The sequence below is a fragment of the Atopobium sp. genome, from assembly GCF_034113385.1.
Classification (GTDB): Bacteria; Actinomycetota; Coriobacteriia; order Coriobacteriales; family Atopobiaceae; genus Atopobium.
On sequence record NZ_JAXEXL010000009.1, the window covers coordinates 1 to 16,094 of the forward strand.

At 47.3% G+C, this 16,094-nt stretch carries 13 protein-coding genes; 9 read left to right on the top strand and 4 right to left on the bottom strand.

Annotated features, from left to right (window positions below; all coding sequences use genetic code 11):
• Positions 1-175: 175 nt before the first annotated feature.
• Positions 176-952 (bottom strand): DeoR/GlpR family DNA-binding transcription regulator, encoded by a 777-nt coding sequence (locus SPD80_RS01690; protein ID WP_320828198.1) that lies wholly within the window; start codon positions 950-952, stop codon positions 176-178.
• A gap of 374 nt (positions 953-1,326) precedes the next feature.
• Here SPD80_RS01690 and SPD80_RS01695 point away from each other — a divergent pair, with 374 nt between their 5' ends.
• The 7 genes from SPD80_RS01695 (at position 1,327) to SPD80_RS01725 (ending at position 7,871) form a co-directional block, all read left to right on the top strand.
• Positions 1,327-1,791, top strand: coding sequence for a PTS sugar transporter subunit IIA (locus SPD80_RS01695; protein ID WP_320828200.1), 465 nt, complete (start codon positions 1,327-1,329; stop codon positions 1,789-1,791).
• Between the two features lie 140 nt (positions 1,792-1,931).
• Positions 1,932-3,542, top strand: a complete 1,611-nt coding sequence (locus SPD80_RS01700) for a PTS ascorbate transporter subunit IIC (protein ID WP_320828201.1) — start codon at positions 1,932-1,934, stop codon at positions 3,540-3,542.
• Between the two features lie 153 nt (positions 3,543-3,695).
• Positions 3,696-4,007 (top strand): PTS sugar transporter subunit IIB, encoded by a 312-nt coding sequence (locus SPD80_RS01705; RefSeq protein ID WP_320605335.1) that lies wholly within the window; start codon positions 3,696-3,698, stop codon positions 4,005-4,007.
• A 46-nt stretch (positions 4,008-4,053) separates the two neighbouring features.
• Complete coding sequence (locus SPD80_RS01710; RefSeq protein WP_320828203.1) at positions 4,054-5,112, top strand: hypothetical protein; 1,059 nt, start codon at positions 4,054-4,056, stop codon at positions 5,110-5,112.
• A gap of 60 nt (positions 5,113-5,172) precedes the next feature.
• Positions 5,173-6,291 (top strand): L-ascorbate 6-phosphate lactonase, encoded by a 1,119-nt coding sequence (gene ulaG, locus SPD80_RS01715; RefSeq protein ID WP_320828204.1) that lies wholly within the window; start codon positions 5,173-5,175, stop codon positions 6,289-6,291.
• Positions 6,292-6,306: 15 nt separating this feature from the next.
• Positions 6,307-7,017, top strand: a complete 711-nt coding sequence (locus SPD80_RS01720; RefSeq protein WP_414429687.1) for an L-ribulose-5-phosphate 4-epimerase — start codon at positions 6,307-6,309, stop codon at positions 7,015-7,017.
• A 2-nt stretch (positions 7,018-7,019) separates the two neighbouring features.
• A complete protein-coding gene (locus tag SPD80_RS01725) occupies positions 7,020-7,871 on the top strand; it encodes an L-ribulose-5-phosphate 3-epimerase (protein WP_320828205.1) in 852 nt (283 codons plus the stop codon).
• A gap of 129 nt (positions 7,872-8,000) precedes the next feature.
• Here the strand turns inward: SPD80_RS01725 and SPD80_RS01730 are convergent, their stop codons facing one another.
• The gene (locus tag SPD80_RS01730; protein ID WP_320828207.1) at positions 8,001-11,720 is read right to left on the bottom strand and encodes a phosphoribosylformylglycinamidine synthase; all 3,720 of its coding nucleotides are present in this window, start codon (positions 11,718-11,720) and stop codon (positions 8,001-8,003) included.
• 232 nt (positions 11,721-11,952) lie between these two features.
• Between SPD80_RS01730 and fba the strand changes: the two genes are divergently transcribed.
• A complete protein-coding gene (gene fba, locus SPD80_RS01735) occupies positions 11,953-12,825 on the top strand; it encodes a class II fructose-1,6-bisphosphate aldolase (protein WP_320828209.1) in 873 nt (290 codons plus the stop codon).
• 315 nt (positions 12,826-13,140) lie between these two features.
• On the top strand, positions 13,141-14,238 hold the full coding sequence (locus tag SPD80_RS01740) for an NlpC/P60 family protein (RefSeq protein WP_320828211.1): 1,098 nt from the start codon (positions 13,141-13,143) through the stop codon (positions 14,236-14,238).
• A gap of 182 nt (positions 14,239-14,420) precedes the next feature.
• On the opposite strand, the gene SPD80_RS01745 is transcribed toward SPD80_RS01740, so the two are convergent.
• Entirely contained in the window at positions 14,421-15,017 is a 597-nt protein-coding gene (locus SPD80_RS01745) for a DUF4256 domain-containing protein (protein ID WP_320828213.1), read from the bottom strand.
• Positions 15,018-15,022: 5 nt separating this feature from the next.
• Positions 15,023-16,054, bottom strand: a complete 1,032-nt coding sequence (locus SPD80_RS01750; protein WP_320828215.1) for a hypothetical protein — start codon at positions 16,052-16,054, stop codon at positions 15,023-15,025.
• Positions 16,055-16,094 lie beyond the last annotated feature (40 nt).

Sequence of the window (16,094 nt, forward strand, 5' to 3'; positions counted from 1 at the left end):
CAGAAGTTAAGCCCTTAAGCGCCGATGGTACTGCGGAGTGAGTCCGTGGGAGATAAGGACGTCGCTGACCAACAAAGAACATTTTGCTTGTAAGACAAACACCTGCCACAAGGCAGGTGTTTTTTTGTGGGTGGGGGAAGCCGTTATGCCGTTGTATGCGTTTGAGGCAGTGCTACTATTGGCAGCTATTCTCAGAAGGGTATACCACCGCACGGACACCTGCTCTTTCTAGATGAGAGATTTCCTCTTTGTTTGTATCATGGTCAGTTACCAGAATATGAACTTGTTCAGGGCCACCATATTTAAAACTTGCATTCGTTCCAATTTTTGTATGATCAGCAACAATGATGTGCATATCCGAATGTTCAAGCATGAGGGAGTTTACACTCGTCTCATGAGAAACAAGTGTGGTAAGCCCTCGATCCGCAGAAAGCCCTGAGCAACCCAGGATTGCTTTTGCTGCATTAATATGACCTACCGTTGATAAAGAAAACTCACCAGACATAGACCACTTAGGTTGACGAATTTCACCGCCTGTCAGGATGACGGAAAGTGTTGGTGGTGGAGTAATTTGTAATGCTTTACCACTGTTGGTAACCACCGTTACGTTAAGTGCAGTTATATGCTCAATGACGGAAAGTGCAGTAGAGCTCGTATTAATAAAGATGGTATCGCCGTCTTCTACAAGGCGTGCTGCTTCTGCTGCAATACTGCGCTTAATAAGAACAGCTGATGAGCTTAAGGGGCTACCAAGCGGGTCTATGATTTCCACAAAGCCGTGCGAGCGCTGGACAATGCCTTTCTCGGAAAGAAAATCAAGGTCACGCCGGATGGTAAGCGGCGACACCTCAAAGTATTGTGCCAAATCTAACACTCGCATGCGGGGACGCTCGCTCAGTGTAGAGACAATATCTGCGCGCCTTCTTTCTACAAGCGTTTTGGATGTACCCATCGCAAGACCTCCTTGGCAAACTACCGCTTATCGGAAAATTTCTACCGCTTATCCTGCTCTTTGCCTTCATACGATAAAAAAATTCTACGTTCGATTGTTCATACTCTCAAAGAACGAATTATCAATCATCATAAGGCATTTAATATCTATGATTGAAAGTAAACAAAAAACGTTCAATACGCACACATTAAACGATAGATACGATAATTTATAACGTTCGTAACAAACAGAAACAGTGTAACATTCACCTCTGAAGAAGAAAAACAGAGCTTGTTTTTCTATGCAAGCGCAGGCAACGCTTGCGCGCAAAGATAGCGCTTCTCGGAGAGGATGAAGCGTTGTGTAAAGAGCTGTAACAGGGAGGAACAAAAAACATGTTGCTTCGTCAACTGTATGAACTCAACCATTTTAATATTGTTGACAATCCAATGGATTGGCGTGAGGCTTTGCGCAAGGGTATTGAGCCGTTGCTTGCAGATAAAAGCGTCGAGCCTGAATACGCAGATTGCCTTATAAAAAATGTCGAAAAGCACGGTCCTTACATTGTGCTTTTGCCCGGTGTTGCCATGCCGCATGCAGTGGAAGGTGCTGTGGGTGCTAATCGTGAGGCAATAAGTCTTATGGTGACCAAAACACCAGTGTATTTTGGGGAAGAACATGACCCCGATACGACAGCCACTGTCTTTTTTACTCTCAGTGATGTGGATGCGCAGTCGCATCTTCAAAATATGCAGCGTCTTGCTATGGTTCTCTCAAATCCAGAGGTTGTTGAGCGCCTTGCAAGGATACAGACGGCCGAAGAGCTGCTTGAAATTGATGCACTTGTTGGTGACGAATAGTACATGTTGAAAGCTCATGTTGAAGTATGCGAGGACGTATGCTTGTCCCTTTAGCAAAGCTCGCAGGGCATGTCACACGGTATGGGATTAGCGGAGTCCTATAAAGAGGATTCCGAGAAGGTAAACGTAAAGGAGAGGAAATGGACATTTTTATGACAGTGGTCAAGTGGCTTGCCACTACCATCTTGTCGCAGCCCGCCTGGATTATCGGCTTTATAGTCGTAATCGGCTATGCTCTTCTCGGTAAGAAGTGGTATGAGGTATTGGCTGGCTTTATCAAGGCTTCTGTTGGCTATATGATTTTGGCCGTTGGTTCTGGCGGTCTGATTAGCGTCTTTCGTCCCATTATCGTTGGTCTTAAGGGACGCTTCGACTTAGCAGCAATGGTTATTGACCCCTATTTTGGTAACAATGCTGTTGATGCAGGTGTTAAGGCTGCAGCTGCCGGCGACTTTTCTCTTGCCAACGTATCATTTTTGCAGGGTGCAAACATTTCGCAGTATATGCTTCTGCTGCTGTTTGCCTACATTCTAAACATTGCTTTGGTTGCAGCTAAAAAATACACCAAGCTTCGTTCCATTTTTACAACGGGCAATGTCCAAGTTCAGCAAGCAGCCACGGCTCTTTGGCTTATTATGTTTTGCTTCCCCAACCTTGTGAGTGTTCCCGCACTTGTTGTGATGACCATTTTATTGGGTTTGTATTGGGCGGTTGGTTCAAACCTTACCATCTCGCCAACGCAGGAGCTTACTGATGGAGCTGGCTTTGCCATCGGGCATCAGCAGATGTTTGGTATCTTTTTGGCTTCTAAGGCAGCTGGTTGGATGTCTCGCCGTGATGAAGCCCGCCGTGCAAAAAATCCTGGCAAGGTTTCCATCTTCGATAAGAAGCTTGAAGATATTGAACTGCCGGGTTGGCTCTCTATGTTTAATGAGAATATGGTTTCTACAGCACTGCTTATGACCGTATTCTTTGGCATTATCTATGTTGTTATCGGCCCTGACTATCTTATGCAACTCACCAAAGATGGTGCTTTGAGTGGTTCTGCCGCACTTAAACCTGGCCAAAGCTTTGTATTCTACATCCTGTATAACTGCTTCCAGTTTGCTGTGTACCTTACGATTCTTCAGCTCGGTGTTCGTACCTTTGTTGCAGAGCTTACCGTTTCATTTACTGGTATTTCTAACAAACTGCTTAAGGGTTCCGTACCTGGCGTTGACTGCGCCGTTACCTTTGGTTTTGGTTCCACTAACGCTGTTACTCTTGGTTTTATGGCAGGTGCAGTAGGTCAGTTTATCGCTATTGGTACTTTGATTGCTATGCGCAGTCCCGTTTTGGTAGTTGCTGGCTTTATTCCTCTGTTCTTTGACAACGCTGTTATTGGCGTGTATGCCAACAATAAGGGTGGACTTAAAGCTGTCCTAATCCTTCCGTTTATTTGCGGCCTCTTACAGGTCTTTGGCTCTGCTTTCATTGCTTCTTGGGTACAGATGTATGCCTTCGGTGGTTACCTTGGCATGTTTGACTGGGTTACCGTATGGCCGTTCTTCACGGTTGTCATGAAGTTCCTTGGTTGGGCTGGCGTTGCTGTTGTTGCCCTGCTGCTTTTGGTTATTCCACAGTTGCAGTACAAGGCCGCTCCAAAGGATGAGAACGGTAACAGCACCTACTTTCTCGAGGTTGAGGATTACGAGAAATACGCTGAGTATCGTGATGCTGCCAATAAAAAGGCAACAGTAGAAACAGAGTAATATCCCCTTTGAGGTCGGCCCTTACCTCTTGCTCGTGTAAGGGTCGACCTTTCTTAGTTGTTTTCTCGCTTGAACCTCTTTATCGCAGAGGTGTTCTGTACTTACAAGAACTGTACGCTTGTGGCATATGCCACAGATGGAAAGGAAAGCGCTATGTCTGCAAAGATTCTTTGTGCTTGTGCAAATGGTTCTGGCACGTCTCTTATGATGCAACTTACCGTTGAGCGTGTGGCAAAGAAGCTCAATATGGATGTCTCTGAGGTTCACCACTGCGCACTTGCAGAGGGGACTTCCACCGCAACAAAGTATGACGTTGCGTGCTTCCCTCGTAACTTTGAAAACATGTTTAAGTCTGCCGCTGATTCTGGAAAAGTTATCTGCATTCCTCTAAAAAACGTTCTTTCCGATAAGGAAATCGAGGAGAAGTTTGTTGAGGCAGGTTTGGACAAGAAGTTCGCAAAGTAGCGCACTCCATCTGTCACATGAGTTTTTAATTTGAGGAGATGCGTTCATGAAGTACCAGAAGAAGGTTATTGCGACCGATATGGCTAAGTGTTACGCCATTGGAATGTTTGATGGCTTTGATGGCCCCAGCTTTGTAATTGCTACCGAGAAAGAAGGTCCCATTCGTAGGTTTTCTCTTGATGGCACTGCTTTGGAGAATATCTGCGAAGGCCCTGGTGGTGTTATGACGGTCATGCAAACTCCCGGTCGCAGCGATCAACTTCTGAGTACCTATAAGTTTTTCTCGCCCAATTTTGGCGCAGACGATGCCAAGATTGTGAGCTATACGCACATGGATGATGGTAGCTGGGCACGTTCCGTTATATGTGATTTGCCGTATGTGCACCGTTTTGGTGTGCTAAAAGCGGCAGATGGTCAGGAATGGCTGATTGCGTGCACGATTAAGTCAGCCTGTCGAGCATTTAAAAATGACTGGAAAACGCCTGGCGCGGTGTACGTTGCCAAGCTTGATGACAAGCTTGAGCAGTATAACGAAACAAAGCAATTGCCGCTAACTCAAATTGCCAACCTGCAGCTGCAAAATCATGGCTTTTATGTGGCACCTGACCGCAGTTTTGCTTTGATTGGTACTGCTGCTGGGGTGTTTCGTTATGTACCACCTGCAAAAGATGGTGATACCTGGCAGATTGCATGCTTGGCGGTGCAGCCTACAAGTGATATGTGCCTGATAGACCTTGATGGCGATGGCCTTGATGAGCTGGTTACCATCTCGGCGTTTCACGGAGACACGCTTTGTGTCTGGCATGCAAAAGAGCAGCCAGACACGTTCCAAAAGGTTTGGGAGGATTCGCAAAAACATGACTTTTTGCATGCAATATGGTCTGGTTTTCTCGCAGGTCAAGCCTGTGCTGTTTTAGGCAATCGAAAAGACGACCGCGACTTACTGCGTTTGTACTACAAGGATGGCGCGTACGGCGTTGAAGTAATCGATCATGACTGTGGTCCTGCAAACGTGTGGGTATTTCAGAATGATGGCAACGATGTCATTATCTCGGCTAATCGAGAAACAAATGAAGCAGCCTTGTATCAGGTGAGTGCAGAGTAGCTAAGAATACGGAGCACAACGGGCTTGTTGTTGTACACGGTAGGTATAAAGGAGATGCATATGTCCGCTATTGATAAGATTACCCGCGAGGGTTGGATCATGAACACATTCCCCGAGTGGGGTACTTGGCTGAATGAAGATATCGAGAATGCTGTTGTTCCTGAAGGCAATGTTAAGATGTGGTGGCTTGGCTGCACTGGTATGTGGATAAAAACTCCTGGTAACGCCAACATTACCATTGATCTTTGGACGGGTAATGGTAAGCGTACTCATGGCGACGGCAAGATGAAGGTTGGCCATCAGATGGCTAACATGGCTGGTTGTCGTGTTATGCAACCTAATTTGCGTAACATCCCGTATGTTTTTGATCCTTTTGGTTTCAAACAGGTTGATGCTGTTCTTGCAACACATTATCACCAGGATCATATGTCAAAAGAGTGGGCGGCCCATGTTGTTAACTCTGGTATGACCACAACTGACGAGCAGGGCAATGAGATTCCTGTGCCCTTTATTGGCCCTCAGAAGTCTGCTGATTTTTGGCGCGCATGGGGCGTTCCTGAGAATCGTATTAGGGTTGTTAAGCCTGGTGATACGTTCAAGATTAAAGACATGCAAATCGTATGCATGGATTCTTTTGATCGTACCTGCATTACGACAACTGATTCTACTGGCCCAGATCGTGAGGATTTATGGGGCAAATGCCCAATGGATATGGACGAGAAGGCCGTTAATTACTTGCTCATTACGCCTGGTGGCAATATCTACCACTCTGGTGACTCACACTATTCCATTTACTTTGCTAAGCATGGCAAAGACATCATGAAGGAATATGGTGGCGTTGACGTGGCCTTTGGTTCCTATGGTTGTAATCCATTGGGTATGCAGGACAAGATGGAGGCTTCTGACATTTTGCGTATGGCTGAAGCTCTACAGGCTAAAGTTGTTATCCCTATCCACTGGGATGTTTGGACTAACTTTGCAGCTGATTTGCGTGAGATTGAGGTGCTCTATCAGATGCGTAAGGACCGTCTTGAGTACCACTTTACGCCGTATTATTGGAAGGTTGGCGGCGAGTATACCTATCCTTTGGATAAGGACAAGAAGGAGTTTATGTACGACCGCGGCTTCCATGATTGCTTTGATCATGAGCCCAATGTTCCATTCCGCTCAGTGCTTTAGGGGGCGGCTTATATAATGCTCAAAGAATTGCGTGAGAAGGTCTATGAGGCCAACATGGATCTTCCTGAGCATGGATTAGTTGTTTTTACCTGGGGAAATGCCTCAGAAATTGATCGCGATAAGGGCCTCTTTGTGATTAAGCCTTCGGGTGTTAGCTATGATGACTTAAGCCCGGAATCTATGGTTGTGTGTGATATGGATGGCACGGTGGTCGAAGGCACCCTCAATCCATCATCTGATACAGCAACACATGCGTATTTATATCGCGCATGGGATACGGTTGGCGGTATTGTCCATACACATTCTGCAGCGGCAACTGCCTGGGCTCAAGCTGGACGTTCTATTCCTTGTTATGGCACAACGCAGGCTGACTATTTTTATGGTGAGGTCCCCTGCATGCGTGGGCTTACCCAGCAGGAAATAGAAGATGCCTATGAGCGTAATACGGGCAAGGTAATTGTTGAAGGCTTTGAGGGGCATAATCCTCTTGTACAGCCTGGCTGCTTAGTACGCAATCACGGGCCCTTCTCATGGGGAAAGAATGCTGCAGCTGCGGTATACCATGCGGTGGTTGTGGAAGAAGTAGCAAAGATGTCATACAACACAGAGCTTCTTTGCAAGACCGCAAATCAATCGTGCGAGATTGCTCAGGCACCTCAATACCTTTTGGATAAGCATTATCTGCGCAAACATGGACCAGGCGCATATTACGGTCAAAAGGAGTAGCTGTGGATACAACGTATAGGCTTGGACTATATGAGAAGGCCATGCCCCAACAGCTTAGCTGGGAAGAGCGCCTAACTAATGCAGCGAGCTGCGGTTTTGACTATGTGGAAATCTCTATTGATGAGTCAAAAGAACGCCAGGCTCGTCTTGATTGGACAGCACAAGAGCGCCATGCTGTCGTTGCGGCCATGCGCGCTACTGGTGTGCCGCTCGGCTCTATGTGTCTTTCTGGCAGTCGAAAATGGCCATTTGGCGCCAAGGACCCCAAAAAACGTTCATATAGTTTAGAGATGATGGATAAAGCCCTTGAGCTTGCTTGTGATCTTGGACTGCACATTATCCAATTGGCAGGCTACGATGCCTATTACGATGAGGATGCCTGGGATGGCTCTGAGGCGTATTTTGCCGAGAACCTCGCACGAGCTACCGAGATGGCAGCGGCAGCTGGTGTTGTTTTAGGATTTGAGACTATGGAAACACCCTTTATGGATACGGTTGCTAAATCCATGCACTATGTCAATCAGATACAGAGCCCCTTTTTGGGAGTGTATCCTGACGTAGGAAATCTTACCAATGCTTCTTTTTTGTATGGTACATCTGTTGCAGATGATATTGCTACGGGTGCTGGTCATATTTTTGCAGCACACCTTAAAGAGACGCGAGCTGGTCAGTATCGTGATATGTTCTTTGGGGAGGGCACCACGGATTACACAGGTGCTTTGAGTCAATTGCTTTCTCAGGGTGTGCGGCGCTTTGTGTGTGAGCAGTGGTATTTAGGTTCACCTAACTGGAAAAAAGATATTGCTCATGCGTCTGAATTTGCACGTACAAAGATTGAAGCATGTCTAAGGTAAAGATGGATAACTAAACGGGCACACAATGCTGCTCCTAAGATAGTAACATGCCTAGCTGAGTAGTAATTCAGCTAGGCATGTTGTCGTAGAGAAGGCAAAAGAGAAGGCAAAAGAGTTCTTGCGCCTGCCTTACTCGGTAAAGTAAGCCACGCCGCCTTCAATAAGAGGCTGGAAGGTAGTGCCTGCAACGTTCTTATATAGACCTTCACCAGAACGCTCGGTGTGACCCATCTTGCCCAAGACGCGCCCATCGGGGCTCGTAATACCTTCTATAGCCCACATAGAACCGTTGGGATTAACCTCAAGACCCATGGCTGGCATGCCGGTCTCATCACAATATTGTGTGGCTATTTGACCGGTCTTCTCGAGAGAGGAACACAGCTCAGGAGAGGCAACAAAGCGACCTTCGCCATGGCTGATTGCAATAGTGTGAATATCGTCCACAGAGCATTTGGAAAGCCAAGGAGACATGGTGGAGGCAATGCGCGTGCGTACCAGACGGCTTTGATGGCGACCAATGGTATTAAAGGTGAGTGTGGGGCAAGTGTCGTCCATAGGGATGATGTCACCATAGGGAACTAGGCCCAGCTTAATTAGAGCCTGGAAGCCATTGCAGATGCCAAGCATAAGTCCATCGCGATTGTTAAGAAGATCACGAACGGCTTCGGTAACCTCGGGAGCACGGAAGAACGCGGTAATAAACTTTGCAGAGCCGTCGGGCTCATCGCCGCCAGAAAAGCCACCAGGAATCATGACAATCTGAGACTGGCGAATGTATTGAGCAAGTTGCTTTGTGGATTCTGCGACCGCTTGAGGGGTGAGGTTATTGATGACAAAGGTAGTTGAAAGCCCACCAGCGCGCTCAAATGCACGAGCAGAGTCATACTCACAGTTGTTTCCGGGAAATACGGGGATGATTACGCGTGGTTTTGCCGTGCTTACACGCGCATGACTCGTGTTAGATGCGGTAAAACTTACTTTGTGCGTAGGCTCTGAGGTGCTGCGGTACGGATAGACCCCTTCAAGTGCAGCTTCCCAAGTTTCTTGTAACTCAGCAAGATCAAGTAGTTCTTTGCAGGCATTAAAGTGATAGTCTGCTGTGGTGGTGCCGAGGTACGATACAGTTAGCTGTGCGGGTACCTCAGGCAAAATGGTGCCTGGCGCAAGTTCAACAATAAAGCTGCCATAGGCAAGGCTGAGCAAGCTTTCTGCCGAGAAGTGCTCATCGAGTTTAACACCCACACGGTTGCCTAAGCAAGACTTAAACAATGCCTCTGCTACACCGCCATACCCAGGGGTGGTTACTGCAACAGCTTTCTTTGTAGCAATGAGTTTCTCGATGAAGTCCATGGCAGCACTAAGCGATGCTGCCTCTGGCATAATACCGCCCTTGGTGTAAGTGGGCACCACTGAAATAAGCTGATGATTGGCAGCCTTAAACTCGGGGGAGACAATATTGTCGACCTTGCCACATGCGGTTGCAAATGAAACAAGTGTGGGCGGAACATCAAGGTTTTCAAAGGAGCCAGACATGGAATCCTTGCCGCCAATAGCGCCCACGCCTAAATCAATTTGAGCCATGAGTGCGCCAAGAACACTGGCGACCGGTTTGCCCCATCGGGTATCGTCAGTGCGCAAGCGCTCGAAGTATTCTTGGAAGGTTAGGTAGGTATTCTTGCGTGTAAAGCCAGTGGCAATGAGCTTGGAAAGAGACTCTACCACCGCGCAGTAAGCGCCAGCGTACTGGTTTTTCTCGGAAAGATAAGGGTTAAAGCCCCAAGCCATGCCAGAGCAGGTAGTGGTGGTGCCGTCTACAGGCAGTTTAGCAACCATGGAAAGAGCGGGTGTGAGCTGATGGGTGCCACCAAAGGGCATGAGCACTGTTGCAGCACCAATGGTGGAGTCAAAGCGTTCTGACAAACCCTTGTTAGAAGCCACATTGATGTCAGATACCAAAGACATCATTTGCTGTGCAAATGTGGTGCCTTCCCAGCGGGGAGTATACGTTGTGGCTGCGGTGACATGCGCGTTTTGGTGCTTGGGGGCACCATTGGATGCGAGGAACTCACGGGAGATATCCACGATGTTCGTATCATTCCAGCGCATGACTAAGCGTTTGGCTTGAGTAACAAGTGCAACAGGCGTAGCTTCAAGATTTTCTTCATGGGCATAGCCAAGGAAGGTGTCTACATCTGCGGGAGCCAGAGCAACAGCCATGCGCTCCTGGGATTCACTCAGAGCAAGTTCAGTGCCGTCAAGGCCCTCATACTTTTTAGGTATGGCATTCAGGTTTACCAGAAGTCCATCTGCAAGCTCGCCAATGGCTACGCTTACGCCACCAGCACCAAAATCGTTGCAGCGTTTAATGAGCTGGCATGCGTCTTTGCGACGGAATAAACGCTGGAGCTTGCGCTCTACAGGTGCGTTACCCTTTTGCACCTCAGCGCCACAGTCCTCCAAAGAGTCCATGTTATGTGCCTTAGAGGAGCCCGTTGCGCCACCAATACCATCGCGGCCAGTACGGCCACCCAGCAAGATGATAACGTCATTGGGTGCTGGTTCTTCTCGACGGACATGATTGGCGGGAGTGGCACCTACAACTGCACCAATTTCCATGCGTTTAGCTATATAGCCTGGGTGATATAGCTCATGTACTTGACCAGTTGCTAAACCAATTTGATTGCCATAGGAAGAGTAGCCGGCTGCAGCGGTGGTAACAAGCTTACGCTGCGGCAACTTTCCTTCAAGTGTTTGGGAAACAGGGACGGTGGGGTCACCCGCGCCTGTTACGCGCATGGCCTGGTATACATAGCTACGACCAGACAGCGGGTCTCGAATAGCGCCACCAATGCAGGTTGCTGCACCACCAAACGGTTCAATCTCTGTAGGATGGTTGTGCGTCTCATTTTTAAAGAGGAAGAGCCAGTCTTCGTCCACGCCATTGACATCTACGTGCACCTTAACGGTACAGGCGTTAATCTCGTCAGACTCATCTAGATTGGTAAGCCTACCGGTATGTTTGAGGTATTTGGCGCCAATGGTACCCATGTCCATAAGGCAAATGGGTTTATGCTCACGACCAAGTTCTTGGCGCATGGCAAGATAGCGCTGGAAGGCCTTATGGACTGTGGCATCATCAAACTGAATAGCATCCAATTCAGTGCCAAATGTGGTGTGGCGACAGTGGTCTGACCAATAGGTATCAATGACCTTGATCTCTGTGATGGTGGGACAACGACCCTCTTGAGCAAAGTATTGCTGGCAAAACTTGATGTCGGCCAAGTCCATAGCAAGCCCACGGCTGGCGATAAACTCTGTGAGCTCGTCTGTAGAAAGCTCAAGGAAGTCAGTAAGAACTTCTACAGGCTTGGGGGTTGCAAGTTGCATTTGCAAGGTAGCAGGTAGCTCGAGTGATGCCTCGCGCGCTTCAACAGGGTTGATAACATAGTGTTTAATAGCGGCTATGTCTGTGTTGGTAAGCTTGCCAAAGAGTACATACACCTTTGCCGAGCGAACAACAGGGCGCTCGCCTTGGCCAATGAGTTGGATGCATTCGCTTGCGGATTCCGCACGTTGGTCAAACTGACCAGGCAAAAACTCAACAGCAAAAATAACCGCATCGTTTGCAGTTGGCATCTGCATAGATACGGTGTCTACTTGGGGCTCACTAAAGACGGTGGGAATACATTGAGTAAATAGTTCTTGTGAAATGCCTTCAATGTCGTAGCGATTGATGATTCGCACATCAGTAAGTGTGGAAATACCAAGCGTTGTACGTAGCTCATTGCAAAGTGCGTGAGCTTCTCCAGCAAACTCGGAGCGCTTCTCGACAAAAACACGTAAGACCATCTGTCCTGCCCTTCTGTGGGTTAAAAGTGCCGTACGGTGAGCCTGTGTTTACTCCTTTACATCATACGTCGCTCTACCAAAAAAGTTGACTGATATGTGAGGAGTTCACTTGATGGAAAGAAAAAGACATGACTCTGAGTTTTGTTTGTTGTAGTTTGTAGCGCTTATAGAAGGTTGATAAAGGTATTATTTACATAGCACGGTTTTTAATCCCATTTAGATGGAGGCTTACATGCTTGTTAATGCAACAGCAATGCTTCAGAGTGCAGAACGCGGTCATTATGGTATTGGTGCATTTAATACCAACAACCTTGAGTGGGCATCTTCTATTTTGGATGCTGCGGAGGAGCTTCAATCTCCACTTATTATTCAGTGTACGGGTGGTGCTGCTAAATGGCAGACCAGCTTTAAGATGGTTTCTTTAATGGTTCATCAGCTGGTTGAAGACAAGAACATTACCGTTCCTGTTGCCCTGCACCTTGATCATGGTACCTATGAGCAGTCTTTGGAATGCATTGCTGCCGGCTTTACTTCCATTATGTATGATGGCTCCCATGAGGAAACCTTTGCAATTAACTTGGCTCGCACTGAGGAGATTGTAAAGCTTGCTCACAGTAAGGGCATCTCTGTTGAGGCTGAAGTTGGTGGTATTGGTGGTACTGAGGATGGCGTAACCTCCAATGGTGAGCTTGCTGATCCTCGTGAATGCAAGCAGATTGCAGACCTGGGCGTAGACTTCTTGGCCTGCGGTATTGGTAACATTCATGGTCTCTATCCAGATAACTGGGCAGGTCTGTCCTTTGAGCGTTTGGGTGAGATTAAGGCTCTGACTGGAGAGCTGCCTTTGGTGCTTCACGGCGGTACCGGCATTCCTGTAGATCAAATTAAGAAGGCTATTGAGCTGGGCATTTCCAAGATCAACGTAAATACTGACCTTCAGGTTGCCTTTGCTCAGGCAACCCGTGCGTATATTGAGTCTGGGGCAGATGAGCAGGGTAAGGGCTATGATCCTCGCAAGCTTCTTAAGCCTGGTCGTGATGCTATTGTTACGCGCACAAAGGAGCTTATGGTGCAATTTGGCTCTGATGGTAAGGGCTGGAACTAAGCAATTAACCTAGATATGCCAGCCTGTCTGCTCAGAAAAGGCAGTGATGGCTTCTACGGTAGAGAGATTCTTGTGCAAGAAGAACCCTTCGGGGTTCTTCTTTTTAAGCTTCTTTTTTGAGTTCAACTAACCTTCTAGTTCAAGTAACCCTAGAGCTAGAAAAAACTTATAAATTCATAACTGTATAGCCTTTTACCTGCGAATATGTACGCTCATGAAAAAAAGTGGAATGACGTATTGAAGCTGGGTAGAATTAAATAGATTCTTTCGGCGGCAGGCCCGCTGCTTATCTGTACCCGATCAGAAAGAGGCCCTATGACTCGAAAGATGTATAAAAAGGTTGTTGCTGTTATGCTTTCAACTTCTTTGTCGGTATGTACCGTTGGCTTGGCACTTCCTCAGGTTGCCGTTGCAGATGAATCCTCCGCTGCACTCCAGGCAAAACTTAATGACGCCAAGATTCAGTTGGATAAACTGTATGAGCAGGCCGAGCAAGTGGGCGAGGCTCTGAACGAGACGCAGGTTCAGCTTGATGCCACCAACAAAGACATTGAGCAGACCAACAAAGACATTGAGGCAAAGAAGGAAGAGCTTGCAAAAGCTCAGCAAACGCTTTCTAGTCGCGTATCTGCTAACTACAAAAGCGGTGGCACTTCAATGCTCGAGATTATTTTGAGCTCATCAAATTTTGAGGAGCTTGCTAATAATCTGTACTACGCACAGAAGGCTAATGAGTCTGACGAGAAGGTCATTGACCAAGTAAAGACTGTTCAGGCCGAGCTTGATGCAAAGCAGTCTCAGTTGACTGAGCAAAAACAACAGCAAGAGAACTTACTGGCTACTCAGAAGTCTCAACAGGCGCAGCTTGAAGAGGAATCCAAGAAGGCCGAAGAGTACGTAAACAACCTTGACCAGCAGGTTAAGGACAAGATGGAGGAAGAGCGTAAGGCTGCAGAGGCTGAGGCTCGTGCCAAGGCAGAGGCTGCTCGTCGTGCAGCAGAAGCCAATAATGGCAACTACTTTGATCCTTCTACTATCAACAACAGTGGTAAGACTAACTCAAACAATTCTCAGGTAAGCAGCAATTGGCGCAACACCGTTATTGCAGCCGCTACCTCAAAGATTGGTGGAGGCTATCGTTTGGGTGCTGAAGGTCCTACCATTTATGACTGCTCAGGTTTGACGCAGTATGCGTATGGCACCATTGGTGTATATATCCCACACAGTTCTGCTTCTCAGGCTGCTTACTGCACCAAGCCTGCTTCTCAGGCTCAGCCTGGTGATATTGTATGGCGTCCTGGTCACGTAGGTATTTACATTGGTGGTGGCACTACCATTGAGGCAATGAGCCCCAGCCAAGGAATTACGTATGGCTCTTTGAGTAGCTTTAGTCGCTCTGGTTCACCCGTGTAAGCTGCTTGTAAGGATGCGTTTGCATCCACAAGAAACTATATGCAAGTAAGACAAATCCGGCGGCCGTAAGGCTGCCGGATTTTTTTGCAGAGGTAAAGATGTTCTTTGTGCGGGTTGCCACAAACAATTAGGTACGACACAACAGCCGTCCTACTCAGAGAGTTTTGTCTTATAGCCCTAAACTAAAGGTATAAAACGGTACGATAACCGCGGCTGCCGTAATACGAATCTGCCCCGTTATGGAAGGTAAAGACGCGGCCATAGCGTTTCTCGCAAAAGAGGGCACCACCATAGGAGCGCAGTTCTTCTGGTGTAGCTATCCAGCAAGAAACCTTAGTATCCAGCTCTGTGATTTGTTGGACAGCATAGTATTCAGCTTCTGACAGCAGGCGAGCAGAGCTGCCCCAGGCTGCAATGGCATCTTCAACACTGGAGCGAGGAGGGTTCTTTTTGCGGCTGATAAGCGCTTCATGGTCGTAGCATAGGCTTGTGCGGTCTTTGGTAGGCTTGGCGTAACAATCCACAAAGACAATGGCATGCTCAGAAGTGGCAAGCGCCTCAATAACATCGGGTTCACCACCCGTGGATTCCATCGCAGTTAATGCTGCTTGGGCATCTTTGCTGGCAGAAATTGCCTTAACTACCAACTCCCAAGAGATGTTGGGATGACGACTTGCGTGCTTCTCAAAGCGTGTTTGTAAAAGTGCGAGAAGTTCATTGAGGTCCATACGAGTTCCATTCTTATAGTAATTAGCTTGTATGTTGGTAGGTATCCCCATATGCTCTATTCCCATACAATGTGATGGGCACGGATTGCAAAATACTGAGGCTCACCGGCTGAGTTATAGCCTTCCTCCAATAGATACCGTTTCCAGAGCGTGTACGGATGAGTTTGCAATTGAAGGCTTACACCAGTTTTTCCCTGCGTCTCTCTATAGTCAGCAGGAGTAAGTCCTAAGACATCAACAAGCTTCTTTCCGTGTAGGTATTGGCGGGTAAGCTGGGTAAGTTGTTTGCCTTCAAGGTATATTTCATTAAATCCACCGTCTGTATTGGATATAGAAAAACTGGTAATTACGCAGTCTTGTAATCGAGCTGTGGTAGTCCATTCAGGCGTGACGAGTATGGTGCCATAGGATATGCCATTACGGGTAAGTTCAAAGGACTGGCCATAGATGGCATGGTTATTACGCTGATTAACAATCATGTCTTCGGGGCGTCTATCTTCAAAAGTAAAGCCTTGTTGTAATAATTCGGAAGCATGGGTAGTTCCTATGACAACGCGATTTTGTGCAATAGAAATGGTATATGGACGAGCGGGAACACCAGTAAACATCAGCGCAAACATCTGGATAAAGCAAGACATGAAAAGCATTCCAACAACTGCGCTGGTGGAAGCATAGTTATGAGATCGATAGGTTTTATCGATATGCTCATGGATTGATGTAATGATGATTCTTATGAGGTTATGAAGAGCCATCAAACTGAGGCAGATAAAGACCTCGTGCTTAAGGCATGAAAAGAGTGCTTGGTGGACAGTAAGCCCCTTGCCAAGCATCCAAAGATACCACGCACCATTAAGGACTACAAAGCCGCATAAAAACACATACGTCTCTTTAAGGGCAGCTACATCGGTAAGATTTTCGAGTGAATCTGCGCCGCGTCCCTTGAGGACGTGACCAATCTTGTACATCCAGGCAGGAATATGCTGATGACGACGTACGGCTTTTGTAAAAACAACAACTAAATATATGGTTGCTATAAACATGCCCAAAGCGACGAGGTGGAATACTATTGCACCTATGAAGAACCACATGGGCTACCTCCATAAAGATAGGGCATGCACGAAGTCCTTA

Excerpts from the sequence above, each read along its gene's own strand:
- SPD80_RS01690 (WP_320828198.1), bottom strand. The coding sequence starts at position 952 with ATGGGTACATCCAAAACGCTTGTAGAAAGAAGGCGCGCAGATATTGTC.
- SPD80_RS01695 (WP_320828200.1), top strand. The coding sequence starts at position 1,327 with ATGTTGCTTCGTCAACTGTATGAACTCAACCATTTTAATATTGTTGAC.
- SPD80_RS01700 (WP_320828201.1), top strand. The coding sequence starts at position 1,932 with ATGGACATTTTTATGACAGTGGTCAAGTGGCTTGCCACTACCATCTTG.
- SPD80_RS01705 (WP_320605335.1), top strand. The coding sequence starts at position 3,696 with ATGTCTGCAAAGATTCTTTGTGCTTGTGCAAATGGTTCTGGCACGTCT.
- SPD80_RS01710 (WP_320828203.1), top strand. The coding sequence starts at position 4,054 with ATGAAGTACCAGAAGAAGGTTATTGCGACCGATATGGCTAAGTGTTAC.
- ulaG (WP_320828204.1), top strand. The coding sequence starts at position 5,173 with ATGTCCGCTATTGATAAGATTACCCGCGAGGGTTGGATCATGAACACA.
- SPD80_RS01720 (WP_414429687.1), top strand. The coding sequence starts at position 6,307 with ATGCTCAAAGAATTGCGTGAGAAGGTCTATGAGGCCAACATGGATCTT.
- SPD80_RS01730 (WP_320828207.1), bottom strand. The coding sequence starts at position 11,720 with ATGGTCTTACGTGTTTTTGTCGAGAAGCGCTCCGAGTTTGCTGGAGAA.
- fba (WP_320828209.1), top strand. The coding sequence starts at position 11,953 with ATGCTTGTTAATGCAACAGCAATGCTTCAGAGTGCAGAACGCGGTCAT.
- SPD80_RS01740 (WP_320828211.1), top strand. The coding sequence starts at position 13,141 with ATGACTCGAAAGATGTATAAAAAGGTTGTTGCTGTTATGCTTTCAACT.
- SPD80_RS01745 (WP_320828213.1), bottom strand. The coding sequence starts at position 15,017 with ATGGGGATACCTACCAACATACAAGCTAATTACTATAAGAATGGAACT.
- SPD80_RS01750 (WP_320828215.1), bottom strand. The coding sequence starts at position 16,054 with ATGTGGTTCTTCATAGGTGCAATAGTATTCCACCTCGTCGCTTTGGGC.